Genomic DNA, 16,304 nt, shown 5'->3' with positions numbered 1-16,304 from the left:
GTGCCGCCGCTGGTGACGAGGGCTCACTGGTGCTTGTAGTGCTTGATCGAGTTGTCCTTGGCGGCCTCGTCGGCGTAGCCCTGGATCTTCTTGATCGCCTCGGCCGGGGTGAGCCGGCCGGCCATCATCTCGCCGAGGCCGGAGACACCGATCTTCTCCTTCTGGAGCTGCACGTACCAGTCCTGCAGACGCGGGTTCAGCACGTTCTGGCCGGCCTTCTTCAGCGCCGCGACACCCGACTTCAGGCCCGGGGTGAGCTCGATGCCGTCGGTGCCGCCGTTGAAGGCGGTCAGCGACTTCACCTTGGTGGTGAAGTTCTTCGACGAGGCCTCGCTGAGCATGATGCGCAGCTGCTCCATGCCGCCCTCGGCGTTCTTCGCCTGCGCCGGCACGACGAAGGGCTCACCGCCGGACGCCCAGATGGTGCCGAACGGCATCTTGTCGGAGCTGTCCAGGCCGGTGGGCGCGGAGACCGCGAGGTCGAAGTCGGCGGGGATGACCTTGGCGGACTCGTTCTCGACCCAGGAGCCGTTCGGGATGAACAGCGCCTTGCCCTTGGCCCAGGCGGTCTGCGACTGGATGTGGTCGAGACCGGGCGTGCCCTTGAGGATGTAGCCCTTCTTGAAGAGCTCGTAGTACGCCTCGAAGCAGGCCTTGACCGCGGGGTGCTTCCACGCGTTCGGCTCGAGGTTGTCGATCGCGTCGAGGACCTCGCGGCCGCCGACCTTGCCGATCATCGGGTAGAGCGAGAAGGGCAGGTAGTACGGGTACTTGCCCGCGTACGTCCAGCCGGCCATGCCCTTCTTCTTGGCCTTCTCGCAGACCTTGAGCATGTCGTCCCAGGTCTCGGGGTACTTCTCGTCGAGCGAGTCCAGGGCCTTCTGCGAGTACCAGACGCCGTACACGGTGTAGGCGTAGTACAGGATCCAGACCTGCTGGCCGTCGAACTGGCCCATCTCGACGATGCCCGGGCGCAGCGTGTCGCGGACCTTCTTCGACGGGTCGTCGATGGAGGGCGCGTCGAGGAGCGGGGTGAGGTCGGCGAGCTGCTTCTTGCCGACCAGGACGCCCATGTCCATCTGCTCGGCGCCGGAGTTGTCGATGAGGTCCGGCGGGTTGCCCTGGTTGAACCGCGGCTGGAGCGTGGACTGGATCTTCTGGGTGGGCGTGAACTTGACCTTCGGGGCCTTCGGGAAGTTCTTCTCGTAGACCTTGATCGCGTCCTTGGCGTAGTCCTGGCCGAAACCGCCGTCGAAAAGGACGAATTCGAACTGTGCGGTCTCATTGACCCCGAGCGGGTTCTTCGCGCTCTTCTTGCCCTTCGCGACCTTCTTGTTGTCGTCTCCCCCGCCGCTGGCACAAGCGGACAGGAAGCTCATCGCGGGCACGCTGATCAGGCCGAGTGCAGCAGACCGCCTGATCAGATCGCGCCGTCCGACACCCGCACCGTTCTGTTCCGAAGTGGATCCCATGCTCAAGTCCTCGCCTTCTCCAGGACTCAGGCGGTGAACCGGACCCTCCCCGGCACCGCGGGCCTTATGAAGCTGGGTCGTGCACAAAGTCGGGGATCGGCCGGAATGCACGGCAGTCGGCGCTCCTTGCGCGCCGTGCCGTTTCCCCCCATCCCCCGGGTGGTCCGCGCCCTGTCGAACGGCTACGCGGACGCCGACAGGTATAGTCCACTTCCGGAGGCAGGGGCAAGATCGAATGCAGGGTTGGCCGCCAGTCTTTCCCGAGTTGAGACCTCCCGGATATATGAGCCGGCTGTGCCGTCGCCGAGCCCTCGTCCCGCCTCCGGCGGGGCCCGCCGAACGGGTCACGGGCCGGCCCGCAGGACCCGGACGCCACGCCCGCCACTTCCAACACCCTTGACATGCATGGGCACTTGCCGCCCTACTGGTCCTTGCTCAGCAGATTGACAACGTTGTCTGACTGTCTGATCGCAAGGAGGGGCTCAGGAATGCAGCGCGGAACGCGCAGAGCGCGGCACGGAGGCAGAGCGCGGCGGAGAGCGGGAACCACGGCCGTCCTCGGGACGGCCGTCCTCCTGCTCGTGGGGACGGCCCAGGGCACGGCCCTCGCCCGGCCGCCCGCGCCACCGAGCGGCGACCGGACGTTCAGTTCCTCGTTCGAGGCGGACGACCCGGCCCCGACCTGGCTGAACACCGTGGACACGGCGCCGGACGGCAGCAAGCGGGCGTCCGGCGTGGACGGCGGGTACAGCGCGGGCATCCCGGGCAATGTCACCGATCATGTGACGGATCTGCGGGCGAGCGGCGAGAACACCGGTTCGGGCGAGGTGAAGGAGAACCTCGTCGACGGCGAACCGAGCACCAAATGGCTGACCTTCGCCCCCACCGGATGGGTCGAGTTCGACCTGGACGCGCCGACGAAGGTCGCGGCCTACGCGCTCACCTCCGCCAACGACCACGACGAGCGCGACCCCCGGGACTGGACGCTCCAGGGCTCCAGCGACGGCAAGGACTGGAAGACCCTCGACACCCGCTCCGGCGTCACCTTCGCGCAGCGGTTCCAGACCAGGACGTACGACATCGCCACTCCCGTCGCGTATCAGCACTTCCGGCTGGACATCACCGGGAACCACGGCGCGGGCGACGCGACGCAGCTCGCCGATGTGCAGTTCTCGACGGGGGGCGGTGCCGATCCCACTCCCCCGGACATGCTGACCCTGGTGGACCGCGGCCCCAGTGGGTCGCCCACCGCGAAGGCGGGCGCCGGCTTCACCGGCAAGCGGGCCCTGCGGTACGCGGGATCGCACCGGGGCGGCGGCCGGGCGTACTCGTACAACAAGGTCTTCGACGTGAATGTCGCGGTGAACCGCGACACCGCCCTGTCGTACCGGATCTTCCCGTCGATGGCCGACGGCGACCGGGACTACGACGCCACGAACGTGTCCGTGGACCTCGCGTTCACCGACGGCACCTGTCTGAGCGGTCTGCACGCCGTGGACCAGCACGGCTTTCCGCTGACGCCGCAGGGACAGGGCGCCGCCAAGGGGCTCTACGTCAACCAGTGGAACAACGTCGTCTCGCGCATCGGCTCGGTCGCGGCCGGCAGGACGGTCGACCGCATCCTCGTCGCGTACGACTCCCCGAAGGGCCCGGCGAAGTTCCGCGGATGGCTCGACGACATCGCGCTGCGGACCGCGCAGCCCGAGAAGCCGAAGGCGCATCTCGCCGACTACGCGGTCACCACCCGCGGCACCAACTCCAGCGGCGGCTTCTCGCGCGGGAACACCTTCCCCGCGACGGCCGTGCCGCATGGGTTCAACTTCTGGACGCCTGTGACCAACGCATCGTCGCTGAGCTGGCTGTACGACTACGCGCGCGCGAACAACGCGGACAATCTGCCGACGCTCCAGGCGTTCAGCGCGAGCCATGAGCCGAGCCCCTGGATGGGCGACCGGCAGACCTTCCAGGTGATGCCGTCGGCCGCGTCCGGCACGCCGGACACCGGCCGCACCGCCCGTGCGCTCGCCTTCCGGCACGAGAACGAGACGGCGCGCCCCTACTACTACGGGGTGCGGTTCGAGAACGGCCTCAAGGCGGAGATCGCGCCCACGGACCACGCAGCGGCGATGCGCTTCACCTACCCCGGTGACGACGCGAGCGTCATCTTCGACAACGTCACGGAGCAGGCGGGCCTCACCCTCGACAAGGAGCACGGCATCGTCACCGGGTACTCCGACGTGAAGTCGGGCCTGTCGACGGGGGCGACGCGGCTGTTCGTCTACGGCGTGTTCGACGCTCCGGTCACCGGCGGGGACTCCAGCGGGGTGAAGGGCTACCTCCGGTTCCGTCCGGGCTCCGATCACACGGTCACCCTGCGCCTTGCCACCTCGCTGATCGGCGTCGACCAGGCCAAGGACAATCTGCGGCAGGAGATCCCGGACGGCGCCTCCTTCGCCGACGTCGAGGCGGGCGCCCGGAAGCAGTGGGACGACCTGCTGGGCCGGGTCGAGGTCGAGGGCGCGAGCACCGACCAGCGCACCACCCTCTACTCCAGCCTCTACCGGCTGTATCTGTACCCGAACTCCGGCTTCGAGGAGGTCGGCGGCCGGCCGCAGTACGCGAGCCCGTTCTCACCGATGCCCGGTCCCGACACCCCGACGCACACCGGCGCGAAGGTCGTCGACGGCACGGTGTACGTCAACAACGGCTTCTGGGACACCTACCGCACCACCTGGCCCGCCTACTCCCTGCTCACTCCGAAACAGGCCGGTGCCATGGTCGACGGCTTCGTGCAGCAGTACAAGGACGGCGGCTGGACGTCGCGCTGGTCCTCGCCCGGCTATGCGGACCTGATGACCGGCACGTCGTCCGACGTGGCGTTCGCCGACGCGTACGTCAAGGGCGTGCACTTCGACGCGAAGGCCGCGTACGAGGCGGCCGTGAAGAACGCGACCGTGGTCCCGCCGTCCTCGGGCGTCGGACGCAAGGGCATGGCGACCTCGCCCTTCCTCGGCTACACGAGCACCGCCACCGGCGAGGGCATGTCCTGGGCGCTCGACGGCTACCTCAACGACTACGGCATCGCACGGATGGGCCGGGCCCTGTACAGGAAGACGGGCGAGAAGCACTACGAGGAGGAGTCCGCGTACTTCCTGAACCGTGCCCGCGGCTACGTCCGTCTCTTCGACGACAAGGCCGGCTTCTTCCAGGGCCGTGACGCGAAGGGCGCCTGGCGGGTCGACTCCTCGGCGTACGACCCGCGCATCTGGGGCTACGACTACACGGAGTCGAACGGCTGGGGCTATGCCTTCAGCGCCCCGCAGGACTCGCGCGGCCTGGCCAATCTGTACGGCGGGCGGGCCGGTCTGGCGAAGAAGCTCGACACGTTCTTCTCCACCCCGGAGACCGCGACGTCCGATGTGGCCGGTTCGTACGGCGGCATCATCCACGAGATGACCGAGGCCCGCGACGTCCGCATGGGGATGTACGGCCACTCCAACCAGCCCTCGCACCACATCGCGTACCTGTACGACGCGGCCGGGCAGCCGTGGAAGACGCAGGCGAAGGTCCGCGAGGTGCTCTCGCGGCTCTATCTCGGCAGCGAGATCGGGCAGGGCTACCCCGGCGACGAGGACAACGGCGAGATGTCGGGCTGGTACGTGTTCTCCGCGCTCGGCTTCTATCCGCTGGTGATGGGCAGCGGCGAGTACGCGGTCGGATCGCCGCTGTTCACGAAGGCGACCGTGCATCTGGAGAACGGCCACGACCTGGTGATCAAGGCCCCGGAGAACAGTGCGAGGAACGTCTATGTGCAGGGGCTGAAGGTGAACGGCAAGGCGTGGACGAAGACCTCGCTCCCGCACGAGCTGATCGCCGGGGGCGGGGTCCTGGAGTTCGACATGGGCCCGAAGCCGTCGTCGTGGGGCACCGGCAGGGACGCGGCGCCCGTCTCCATCACACAGGACGACAAGGTGCCCTCGCCCCGCACCGATGCGATCAAGGGCGACGGGCCCCTGTTCGACGACACATCGGCCACGGACGCCACCGTCTCCTCGGTCGAGCTGCCGGTCACCGGGGACACCCGGGCCGTGCAGTACACGCTGACGTCGTCCTCCGACCACGCCGAGGCTCCCCGGGGATGGGTGCTCCAGGGGTCGGCGGACGGCACGGCGTGGAAGACGCTCGACAAGCGGTCCGGGGAGGCCTTCGCCTGGAACAGGCAGACCCGGGCGTTCACGGTCGGGACCCCGGGGACGTACCGCCACTACCGGCTGGTGCTCGACGGGGCGGCGACCCTCGCGGAGGTGGAGCTGCTGTCCTGACCGGCCCGGCGTGAACGACCGCAGGGCCACCCCCCGGTGAACGGGGGGCGGCCCTGCGGCTTTCGCTGTGGGAGCCCTTACTTGCGGATCAGGCTGCGCAGCACGTACTGCATGATGCCGCCGTTGCGGTAGTAGTCCGCCTCACCGGGGGTGTCGATGCGGACGACCGCGTCGAACTCGACACCGGTGTCGGTGGTGACCTTGACCGTACGCGGCGTGGTGCCGTTGTTCAGCTCCTCGACGCCGGTGAAGGAGAAGGTCTCCTCGCCGGTCAGACCGAGGGACTCGGCGGAGGCGCCCTCCGGGAACTGGAGCGGGAGCACGCCCATGCCGATGAGGTTCGAGCGGTGGATGCGCTCGTACGACTCGGCGATGACGGCCTTGACGCCGAGCAGCGCGGTGCCCTTGGCGGCCCAGTCGCGGGACGAGCCGGAGCCGTACTCCTTGCCGGCCAGGACGACCAGCGGGATGCCCTGCTCGATGTAGTTGCGGGAGGCGTCGTAGATGAACGACACCGGCGCGTCGGCCTGCGTGAAGTCGCGGGTGTAGCCGCCCTCGGTGCCCGGCGCGATCTGGTTGCGCAGGCGGATGTTGGCGAACGTACCGCGGATCATGACCTCGTGGTTGCCTCGGCGGGAGCCGTAGGAGTTGAAGTCGCGGCGCTGGACGCCGTGCTCCGTGAGGTACTGGCCCGCCGGGGTGTCGGCCTTGATCGCGCCGGCCGGGGAGATGTGGTCGGTGGTGACCGAGTCGCCCAGCTTGGCGAGGACGCGGGCGCCCTCGATGTCGGTGACCGGGGTGGTCTCCATCGTCATGCCCTCGAAGTACGGGGGCTTGCGGACGTAGGTGGACTCCGCGTCCCACTCGAAGGTGTTGCCGGTCGGGATCGGCAGCGCCTGCCACTGCGCGTCGCCCGCGAAGACGTCCTGGTAGGACTTGTTGAACATGTCCTCGCCGATGGCGTTCGCCACGACGTCGTTGACCTCGGCCTCGGTCGGCCAGATGTCCTGCAGGTAGACCGGCTTGCCGTCCTGGTCGATGCCCAGGGCGTCCTTGGTGATGTCCACCTTCATGGAGCCCGCGAGGGCGTAGGCGACGACCAGCGGCGGCGACGCCAGGTAGTTCATCTTGACGTCGGGGTTGATCCGGCCCTCGAAGTTGCGGTTGCCGGACAGGACCGAGGTGACGGCCAGGTCGTGGTCGTTGACGGCCTTGGAGACCTCGTCCGGCAGCGGGCCGGAGTTGCCGATGCAGGTGGTGCAGCCGTAGCCGACGAGGTTGAAGCCGACCTTGTCGAGGTAGGGGGTCAGGCCCGCCTTGTCGAAGTAGTCGGTCACGACCTTGGAGCCCGGGGCGAGCGTGGTCTTGACCCACGGCTTGCGGGTCAGGCCCTTCTCGACCGCCTTCTTGGCCACCAGCGCGGCGGCGACCATGACGTACGGGTTCGAGGTGTTGGTGCAGGAGGTGATCGCGGCGACGGTGACGGCGCCGTGGTCGATCTCGTAGGTCGAACCGTCGGGGGCGGTGACGGTGGTCGGACGGGTCGGCACGCCGTTGGCGGCGGCCGGGGAGTCGGAGGCCGGGAAGGACTCCTCGCCCGACTCGTCCGCGGTGTCGACGTAGTTGCGCACGTCGAGGGCGAACTGCTGGGCGGCGTTCGCGAGGACGATGCGGTCCTGCGGGCGCTTCGGGCCTGCGATCGACGGGACGACCGTGGAGAGGTCCAGCTCGAGCTTCTCGGAGAAGTCGGGCTCGGCGGCCGGGTCGAGCCAGAGGCCCTGCTCCTTGGCGTACGCCTCGACGAGCGCGACCTGCTGCTCGGAGCGGCCGGTCAGGCGCAGGTAGTTCAGGGTCTCGCCGTCGATCGGGAAGATCGCGGCGGTGGAGCCGAACTCCGGCGACATGTTGCCGATGGTGGCGCGGTTGGCGAGCGAGGTGGCGGCGACGCCCTCGCCGTAGAACTCGACGAACTTGCCGACGACGCCGTGCTTGCGCAGCATCTCGGTGATGGTCAGCACCAGGTCGGTGGCGGTGGTGCCGGGCTTGAGCTCACCGGTGAGCTTGAAGCCGACGACGCGCGGGATGAGCATCGAGACCGGCTGGCCGAGCATCGCGGCCTCGGCCTCGATGCCGCCGACGCCCCAGCCGAGGACGCCGAGGCCGTTGACCATGGTGGTGTGCGAGTCGGTACCGACGAGGGTGTCGGGGTACGCCTGGCCGTTACGGACCATGACGGTGCGGGCCAGGTGCTCGATGTTGACCTGGTGGACGATGCCGGTGCCGGGCGGGACGACCTTGAACTCGTCGAAGGCGGTCTGGCCCCAGCGCAGGAACTGGTAGCGCTCCTTGTTGCGGCCGTACTCCAGCTCGACGTTCTGGGCGAAGGACTCGGGCGTGCCGAACTTGTCGGCGATGACGGAGTGGTCGATGACCAGCTCGGCCGGGGCCAGCGGGTTGATCTTCGCCGGGTCGCCGCCGAGCTCCTTCACGGCCTCACGCATGGTGGCGAGGTCCACGACACAGGGCACACCGGTGAAGTCCTGCATGATCACGCGGGCCGGCGTGAACTGGATCTCCTGGCTCGGCTGGGCCTGCGAGTCCCAGTTGCCCAGCGCCCGGATGTGGTCGGCGGTGATGTTGGCGCCGTCCTCGGTGCGGAGCAGGTTCTCCAGGAGAACCTTGAGGCTGTAGGGAAGGCGAGCAGAGCCCTCGACCTTGTCCAGCCTGAAGATCTCGTACGACTCGTCGCCCACGCGCAGCGTGCTGCGGGCGTCGAAGCTGTTCGCCGACACGACAGTCTCCTTCATATATGTGCGCGTAACCACCGCATCCTGCCGCCACGACGTGTCGCCGATCCGCTAAGGTAAGGCTAAGTTAGGTAACCCTTACCAAAAGGGCGGCTGCAGTGCGCCTCCGGCAGATATCTCGATGTCGAGATAACTCTAGTACATCGCCCCCACCATGGTCATGCCCGCCCCGGTGCGCGGCATCCGGAGCCCCCGGCCACCCGCGGCCCCGCCGGGCATTGCGCCATCCGTGTATACCTGAAGAAATGAGACAGAAGGGTATAAAGTCGCTCCTAGCTGGCATCTGACGCATTATCGGATATGACACGAAGTAGCCGATGGGTGGCCCCGATTGTTGCCACATCTCATATCCGATATAGCCTCAACTCATGACCGACGACTACCTCGTACGCATCGGCAAGCTCATCCGTGACGCCCGGCAGCACCGGGGCTGGACACAATCGCAGTTGGCCGAGGCACTGGGCACCAGCCAGAGCGCCGTCAACCGCATCGAGCGCGGCAACCAGAACATCAGCCTTGAGATGATTGCCCGTATCGGGGAGGCGCTGGACAGCGAGATCGTGTCCCTCGGCTATGCCGGTCCGATGCATCTTCGCGTGGTCGGCGGCCGTCGGCTGTCCGGCTCCATCGACGTGAAGACGAGCAAGAACGCCTGTGTGGCGCTGCTCTGCGCGTCCCTGCTGAACAAGGGCCGCACCGTGCTGCGCCGCGTCGCGCGCATCGAGGAGGTCTACCGGCTCCTGGAGGTCCTCGGCTCCATCGGCGTCCGCACCCGCTGGATCAACGACGGCGTGGACCTGGAGATCGTCCCTCCGGCGGAGCTGGAGATGGAGGCCATCGACGAGGAGGCGGCCCGCCGCACCCGCTCGATCATCATGTTCCTCGGCCCGCTGCTGCACCGTATGGACCAGTTCAAGCTGCCGTACGCGGGCGGCTGCGACCTCGGCACCCGGACCATCGAGCCGCACATGATCGCCCTGCGCCGGTTCGGCCTGGACATCACGGCGACCGAGGGTCTGTACCACGCCCGGGTCGAGCGGGACGTGACGCCCGGCCGGCCGATCGTCCTGACCGAGCGCGGCGACACCGTGACCGAGAACGCGCTGCTGGCCGCCGCGCGCCACGACGGCGTCACCGTCATCCGCAACGCGTCCTCCAACTACATGGTCCAGGACCTCTGCTTCTTCCTGGAGGCCCTGGGCGTGAAGGTCGAGGGCATCGGCACCACCACGCTCACCGTGCACGGTGTGCCCACCATCGACGTCGACGTCGACTACTCGCCCTCCGAGGACCCGGTCGAGGCGATGAGCCTGGTCGCCGCGGCCGTCGTCACGGAGTCGCAGCTCACCGTGCGCCGCGTGCCGATCGAGTTCCTGGAGATCGAGCTGGCGGTCCTCGAGGAGATGGGCCTCGACCACGACCGCTCCGCCGAGTACGTCGCCGACAACGGCCGCACCCGGCTCGTGGACCTCACGGTCCGGCCCTCCAAGCTGGAGGCGCCGATCGACAAGATCCACCCGATGCCCTTCCCCGGCCTGAACATCGACAACGTCCCGTTCTTCGCCGCCATCGCCGCCGCCGCGCAGGGCAAGACCCTCATCCACGACTGGGTCTACGACAACCGTGCGATCTATCTCACGGACCTGAACCGGCTCGGCGGGCGCCTTCAGCTCCTCGACCCGCACCGGGTCCTCGTCGAGGGCCCCACGCGCTGGCGCGCCGCCGAGATGATGTGCCCGCCCGCGCTGCGCCCCGCCGTGGTCGTCCTGCTCGCGATGATGGCGGCCGAGGGGACCTCGGTGCTGCGGAACGTGTACGTCATCAACCGCGGGTACGAGGACCTCGCGGAGCGCCTGAACTCGGTGGGTGCGCAGATCGAGACGTTCCGGGATATCTGAGCGCTCTTTCGGAGGAATGTCGCCGCACTCTTGCTGACCAGCGTGAATGCTTTTCAGCAAGAGTGCGGCGGCTCCTCTGGCACTCTTCTGGGACTTAGGCATCAACCGCGCGCTCCCCATCGGCGAGGCATTGCGAAGACCGCATCGACGGCCGCGTCACCAGGCGGTGGCAGCCGTCGTGATTGGAGACGACGTACTGGTGGTCATGACGTCCACGCTGCCAGGTGCGTGGTGGTGGAGACCAGGTCCGGCGCGCTTACAACGGGTCTCTGCGCGAGGCGGGGTCCACCGAGCCCTCCCCGCAGACCCTCAGCCGGTTCTGCCGCAACGGTCAGGTCGATCCCGCTACGCCTTTCCGGCACTCCCCCGCAACGACGACACGACAAGCCGCCCGTACCGGGTAGTGAGGACTCCCGCCGTGGCGACGACGGACATGCCTATGGCGAGGAGCAGGTGTGTCACGGAGTGGTCGTCGAGAACCTGAAGGATGCCAAGGGCGGTGCCGAGCGGCAGGCCGAGAATCGTGAGGACACCGAGTGCACCGCTGATCTGCTGACTTTCCTGCGTCTGCACAAGCCTGCTGTAGTCAGCGGCTTCGGCAAGGATCTCCTGAAAGCGCGCAGGCAGCCGGTACTGGTTCTGGAACGCGAGCAGGAGGTCGTTCGCGGGGCCGTGAGCGGTCAGGTGCTGCCGCCAGTACGTGCTACGGAAGACTGCGATGTTCCGCTCCAGTGTGGCAACGCGGCGGGCCAGCCGCGAGAACGTGAACACCTCGGAAAGCTCGTCGGTCAGCTCGTCGATGTGATCGCGCTGGAGGGCACCGAGGAGCAGGGCATCGAGATAGACGGTACGGGAGTGCAGCGCGCCGAACTCGAAGAAGTCGCCCGTACCGCTGTCAGGACGATGGCCGAGGAAGGCGGCTCCCTGCCGCAGCACCAGGGCGCTCCAGTCTGCCGAGATTCGCAAGACATCCTTGAGCTGATCGTTCGCAGTCTCCGGCGGGAGAGGGAAATCGTCCGGCGTGGAGCGCGACGCAAGCTGCCACAGCCATCGGTCCGCGGTCGCGGGCAGATCCCCCTCGATGCCGTGGCGAAAGGCAGAAGCATGCTGCGCGGTCGGGGCCATGAACGCGATGGAGTACGGCCGGGCGATGGCGAATGGTGCGCTGGAGTTGCGTGCGTCGGCTATGCCGGCGAGCAGCGTGGCCGGGTCGAATTCACCGGTCAGCGGATCGTCGGCGGAAGTCTGCCCCCGTCCGGCCAGTGCCCGCAGAACAGGCAACAGGGGGCGCTCCGCGCTGAAGTGCATGACAGCAAGGGCATGTTCGGGCCTGCGGGCGGTCGCCGCGCGCAGGATTTCCATGCCGAGCAGGTGCAGCCCGTCCTGTTTGATATCCAACGGAAGGTACCAGCGGCGCGCACGTCCCGGGGCCCCGTAGAGGGCCCGCGCGGAGGCGGGGGCGAAATAGGTGGACCGGGTTTCGGCGTCGGTCCGACGGCTGCCCAACTCGAACGGAAAGGGGCCTTCGCTCCAGCCGGGGACGCGAAGCAGCCGCACCGGCAGGACGACCGTCAGTTCCTGACGTGCACCCGTGACGCCGTCAAGCGGCGAAGTGCTGCTGGTCACCGGTAGTACTCCGCCGGGTCAGGCTGGTCGAGGCGGATGACGAACTCCGCCCGGTCGGGGCTCTCGGCGCGGATGTGGAAGCGGACGCGTTCGCCGGTGCGGACGGTCCGGAATCCCTCCGTCACAATCTGGCGGTAGTCGAAAGTGTAGTACCGCTCGTCCTCGTCGTCCCGCACGATGTACAGGCCGGAGGAACCACTGAGTCCTCCTCCGTTGGGGCGCCTGTCGACGATGGTTCCGTGGCGCGGTCCGCCGCCGGTCATGCTGGTGTCTCCTCTGTTTCCGGGCCGTCGGTGATGTCCTGCACGCACCGGAATCCGACCGCGTTGCTCCCGCCGCGCTTGCGGTAGATGCCCTTTGAGCTGGCCTGCACGGCCCGCATCGGGTTGTCGTAGCTGCCGCCGCAGATGACGGCCTCACCGGGGTCGGTGAGGCTGGTGGAAGTCCACTCCCAGCAGTTGCCGACCATGTCTCGCACGCCAAACGGTGAACGGTTGTCCACGCGTTCGCCGTCCGGTGTCACCCCTGCCCGGCGTAGTGCGTCGTCCGCGAAGTCGCGGTACCACGCCTGGTACGTCACGACAGGTCGGCCGACCCAGGAGTCAGCGCAGTTGACGGCTCGATCGTCGGGATGATCCCCCCAGGGAAAAAGTCGGCCGTCCGCTCCGCGCGCGGCAGCCTCCCATTCGAGAGATGTCGGCAGGCGCTTGCCTTCGAACGCGGCGAAGGCGTGCGCGCTCCACCAGTTGACGCAAATCGCGGGGTGAGCGTCGTAGCGAGGATTGGTGTAGAAGTCGGGCCGCCGCAATCGATCGGTCCAGGGGCGGTGAGTGACGTGGGCGGGCTGGTCGGGGTGGTCCCACTCAGAGGTGCCGTCCGCGTTGAGAGCGTTGAGGAAGCGGCGGTAGCGTGCAACGGTCACGGCGTGCCGGTCGAAGAGGACGGGGCGCGGAACCCGGCGGAGCAGTAGTCGTTCGGCCGGACCGACCAGGTATGTAGCGGCAGGCACCACACAGTCGTCCGTCTCGGGACTTGTGGGCATTCCGGCAAGGAAGGCACGCACTTGTTCGGTGAGGAAGGGGCCGCCTGCAACGTCCGCCGCCGTGTCACGGCCCGACTCGGCGAGGTGCCGGGCGGCCAGCAGTTCCTGGTATGCCGTGTGCGCGAACGCGACGTGGTCCGGGCCGACGGGTCGCAGCAGCGGCGCAAGGACACAAGTGTCGAGGCTGAGGATCCCGGCGCTGAAGGCGTCGGCGCCCAGTAGCCGGTGGAGGTCGAGAAACGAGAAGACGGTCCGGTCGGTGAGGAACGCGTGTCCGAACACGGCCGGTAGCCGTTCTTCCAGATCGGGTCGGCCCCGCTCGGCCAATGTCCGGGTGATGTGGGCGCCGAGGATGTGCGCGAGCGGCTGCCCCGACGGAAGTGCCAGTGCGGCGCTGAGCCGCCTCTCCAAAGGGGTGGCCCCCGGCTCGGCCAGGCGCACCACATGGAAGTGCGGAACGCGTGACGGTTCGACGCCGTTCGCGTACATCTGCTCGACCAGTTGCTCGGAGCGTCCGGCGCCGCTGTCCAGCAGCTGACGCACTTGGGGCGAGTCGGCGAGGAAGGACACTCGCGAGCTCATGACCACCGCTGACTCGGCGGACAGGACGGCGGCAAGATCGGTGAAGAGCCGAAGGAAGCCGGCTGGGCTGGCTTCCTCAACGCCTTCGTCGACCGCGTCGAGCACACACAGCGCGGAACCGGAACGGATCAGGAAAAGGAAAAGGTCGTAGGCGCGCGAGCGGTCCGCTGCCATGGCTGGCGCCAGGAGGCGAGCCGCGTATTCGGAGAACGGCTCATCCCTCGGTTTGAGGCCGAGGTCGAAGTAGAAGCGGAAGCGGCGGATGTCCGGACTCACAGCGAGTGAGCGCAGGAGGGCGCTCTTACCGCTCCCCGGACGACCCGTTACCAGGACGTTCGCACTGCCGTGCACGAGGCGAGCCAGCAGCTCGGCCGCGTCCTCGGAGCGCTCCACACGCGGTTCCCCGGTGTGGGGGTCGGTGGACATGACAGCCGCGGCAACCGTGGTCCATGGTTCAGCTGGTTCGGGGGACAGGAGACCGGCGAGATGCGTTTCAAGATTGACGATGGTGTCGATGAAGCCCTCGTAGCGCACGATCCGGAGATCCATGCCCAGCATCTGGTGGAGAGGTCCGGTCGCCGTGTCGTCCCCCACGTCGTCCAGGATGACGAACCAGGTGAGCTTGGGCAGTCGGGTGCGGAGCAGCTGCCCCCCTGTGGAGGCGAGGACGGTACCAAGGTCGTCCGCCTTCCTGGAGAGCATCAGCTCCACGTACTCCAGGCGCATCCCTGCCTCACGGCAGAACAGCTGGTACACCGTGTCGGGGCTGAGGACGAACCGCTTGGCCTGGCGGTAGCCCAGGGTGACGTACAGCCCGGCCAGGAATTCGCAACGGCGCGCCACTTCGGATGCCATGTCAGGTTCACCGCCGAGCAGCGCCGCGCTTCCCGTGTCGGTGAACCACACCAGTACGTCGACGAGTCTGCGGACCGCCAGTAGCCCGTCCTCGTCGCTGATGTCGTACCCATCGTGCGTGGATCGGTTGCGAAGCCGCCGGATGTCCTCGAGCGCGTCAATGACCGTGCTGCTGCGGATGTGCGGACGGCAGCGCTTGACGAGGTCGTTCAGGGCCTTCGTTGCGGGGTCGCCCTCGATGTCATGGTGACGCCACAGCTCTTTGAGAAGCTTCTCGGTCAGCTTTCCGACCAGGGCGACCGCGTTCTCGGGGTATCCGTCGTTGAGGGACCGCAGTGGCCGTTCGAGGTCGAGCCCTAATCGTTCGGCGATTCGCGAGTGATCGTCGAGTTCACTCCGCAGACGCCGCAGCCGCTCGTCCACCACCGTGCTCACGCGCTCTCGACTCCTCGCTTGCCGAGGATGAATGCGAACCGGTCGGGAAACACCAGGACCGGCTCCGGGTGAGCGACTCGCATCTCTTCGATGCCCTTCTCGATCTCGCTGTCGGTGAAAGTGGAGAGAAGCGACATGTAGCGGGCACGGACCATGCCGAAGTATTTGTCCCGCTCGATGCGCAGCTCGTGCTCGACGTGGGTGAGCGAGGTTTCCAGTCCGGCTGCGCGCAGGTGTCCCTCGATGCCGGTCGGGTCAGGCTGCAATTCCTCGAAGCGCGCTAGGGCAGCCTCGAAGAGCGGGTACCGGATGGTCACCGGAAGCATCACCACCAGCATGCGGCCGCCGGGCGCCAGCCGGCCGGCCAGACATCGAAGCGTGTGCGCGGGGTCAGCCACATGGTGCACGGACTCCTTCAGCCACATGGCGTCGAGTTCCCCGTACGACAGAATGGCGCGCCCTCCGGCAAGGTCCTCGGCGGAAGCGACGACCGGTGTCAGACCAGGTGGTGGCGGACTGCCGAGCCGACGGAGCATCGCCTCTGACGGATCGATGCACAGAACGGGATGTTGAGGCGTGACCTGCCTCACCACTTCCCTGGCGAACAGGCCTGTGCCCGAGCCGATGTCGGCGATTCGGTCCGTGGGGCTGAGCTGCAGCGCCTCGGCGATCCGCCCAGACATCCAGGGAACGTAGTTCGGGTCGTAGACCCAGTGCTCGTCGTACTCGGCTGCCAGCTCCTGGTAGTGGCCCCGCACATCACGCCGCTCCACGATCCCCCTCGTGTCCCGCATGTCCGGTTGTGCCGTGCCGGATCCCGGCAGGTTATCGCGGGTGCAGAAGCGGCGACAGTGCGTAATCGGTCGGGGGTGAGCGGCACCCGACTTCGTCGACACACGAAGGTGAACTCGTGGGCATCGAGCGAACGCGTACACCTCACGCGGGGGAACTTTTCGCGTTGATCGGTCCGGTGAACAGGGGGCTTCTAGTGCTGTGACCGGGAAGGTTTACCGGGAAGATATTCGTTCCCGCGGTCGGGCCATTCGGAGGCCAGGTGTCCCGCAGGGGTCGGTGTGGCTGGTCGCTGCGGGACCACATGATGGTCAGCGGGGCTGATAGTTGAGAGTTCCGAGGGGCCAGCTCGTGGACAGCCAGGTCGTGATGGTCGCGTGCAAGGGCGCGTCCATCTCGGCTTTGTCGGCACGGACCCAGGAGCGGACGTCGGTGTCGTGGTCGTCGCTGCGGGAGGGATAGATATAGACGCA

Annotated in this window: 8 protein-coding genes; 2 read left to right on the top strand and 6 right to left on the bottom strand. The window is 67.6% G+C overall.

Features of this window, described 5'->3' with window-relative positions; translation table 11 throughout:
- Nucleotides 1-23 precede the first annotated feature (23 nt).
- Nucleotides 24-1,472: an N-acetylglucosamine/diacetylchitobiose ABC transporter substrate-binding protein gene (gene ngcE / locus ACWCP6_RS21555; protein WP_450934096.1), complete on the bottom strand. Its 1,449-nt coding sequence runs from the start codon at nt 1,470-1,472 to the stop codon at nt 24-26.
- A gap of 488 nt (nt 1,473-1,960) precedes the next feature.
- Here ngcE and ACWCP6_RS21550 point away from each other — a divergent pair, with 488 nt between their 5' ends.
- Nucleotides 1,961-5,794 carry a GH92 family glycosyl hydrolase gene (locus ACWCP6_RS21550; RefSeq protein ID WP_450934095.1) on the top strand — a complete coding sequence of 1,278 codons (3,834 nt, stop codon included), beginning with the start codon at nt 1,961-1,963 and terminating at the stop codon, nt 5,792-5,794.
- Between the two features lie 77 nt (nt 5,795-5,871).
- On the opposite strand, the gene acnA is transcribed toward ACWCP6_RS21550, so the two are convergent.
- Nucleotides 5,872-8,586: an aconitate hydratase AcnA gene (gene acnA / locus ACWCP6_RS21545; RefSeq protein ID WP_450934094.1), complete on the bottom strand. Its 2,715-nt coding sequence runs from the start codon at nt 8,584-8,586 to the stop codon at nt 5,872-5,874.
- A gap of 383 nt (nt 8,587-8,969) precedes the next feature.
- Between acnA and ACWCP6_RS21540 the strand changes: the two genes are divergently transcribed.
- A complete protein-coding gene (locus tag ACWCP6_RS21540; RefSeq protein WP_450934093.1) occupies nt 8,970-10,499 on the top strand; it encodes a helix-turn-helix domain-containing protein in 1,530 nt (509 codons plus the stop codon).
- A gap of 345 nt (nt 10,500-10,844) precedes the next feature.
- On the opposite strand, the gene ACWCP6_RS21535 is transcribed toward ACWCP6_RS21540, so the two are convergent.
- Genes ACWCP6_RS21535 through ACWCP6_RS21520 form a run of 4 tightly spaced genes read right to left on the bottom strand, consistent with a single transcriptional unit; the run spans nt 10,845 to nt 15,812 of the window.
- A complete protein-coding gene (locus ACWCP6_RS21535; protein WP_450934092.1) occupies nt 10,845-12,125 on the bottom strand; it encodes a hypothetical protein in 1,281 nt (426 codons plus the stop codon).
- Nucleotides 12,122-12,388 (bottom strand): hypothetical protein, encoded by a 267-nt coding sequence (locus ACWCP6_RS21530; protein ID WP_450934091.1) that lies wholly within the window; start codon nt 12,386-12,388, stop codon nt 12,122-12,124. The genes ACWCP6_RS21535 and ACWCP6_RS21530 overlap by 4 nt, the downstream gene beginning before the upstream one ends.
- Nucleotides 12,385-15,039, bottom strand: coding sequence for an SUMF1/EgtB/PvdO family nonheme iron enzyme (locus tag ACWCP6_RS21525; protein ID WP_450934090.1), 2,655 nt, complete (start codon nt 15,037-15,039; stop codon nt 12,385-12,387). The genes ACWCP6_RS21530 and ACWCP6_RS21525 overlap by 4 nt, the downstream gene beginning before the upstream one ends.
- Complete coding sequence (locus tag ACWCP6_RS21520) at nt 15,036-15,812, bottom strand: class I SAM-dependent methyltransferase (protein WP_450934089.1); 777 nt, start codon at nt 15,810-15,812, stop codon at nt 15,036-15,038. The genes ACWCP6_RS21525 and ACWCP6_RS21520 overlap by 4 nt, the downstream gene beginning before the upstream one ends.
- Nucleotides 15,813-16,304: the final 492 nt, after the last annotated feature.

This window comes from Streptomyces sp. NPDC002004, assembly GCF_053593975.1.
This window is presented reverse-complemented; position numbering and strand designations above follow the sequence as displayed.

Bases quoted from the DNA above. Each gene is read 5' to 3' on its own strand.
- ngcE (WP_450934096.1), bottom strand. From the start codon at position 1,472: ATGGGATCCACTTCGGAACAGAACGGTGCGGGTGTCGGACGGCGCGAT.
- ACWCP6_RS21550 (WP_450934095.1), top strand. From the start codon at position 1,961: ATGCAGCGCGGAACGCGCAGAGCGCGGCACGGAGGCAGAGCGCGGCGG.
- ACWCP6_RS21540 (WP_450934093.1), top strand. From the start codon at position 8,970: ATGACCGACGACTACCTCGTACGCATCGGCAAGCTCATCCGTGACGCC.
- ACWCP6_RS21530 (WP_450934091.1), bottom strand. From the start codon at position 12,388: ATGACCGGCGGCGGACCGCGCCACGGAACCATCGTCGACAGGCGCCCC.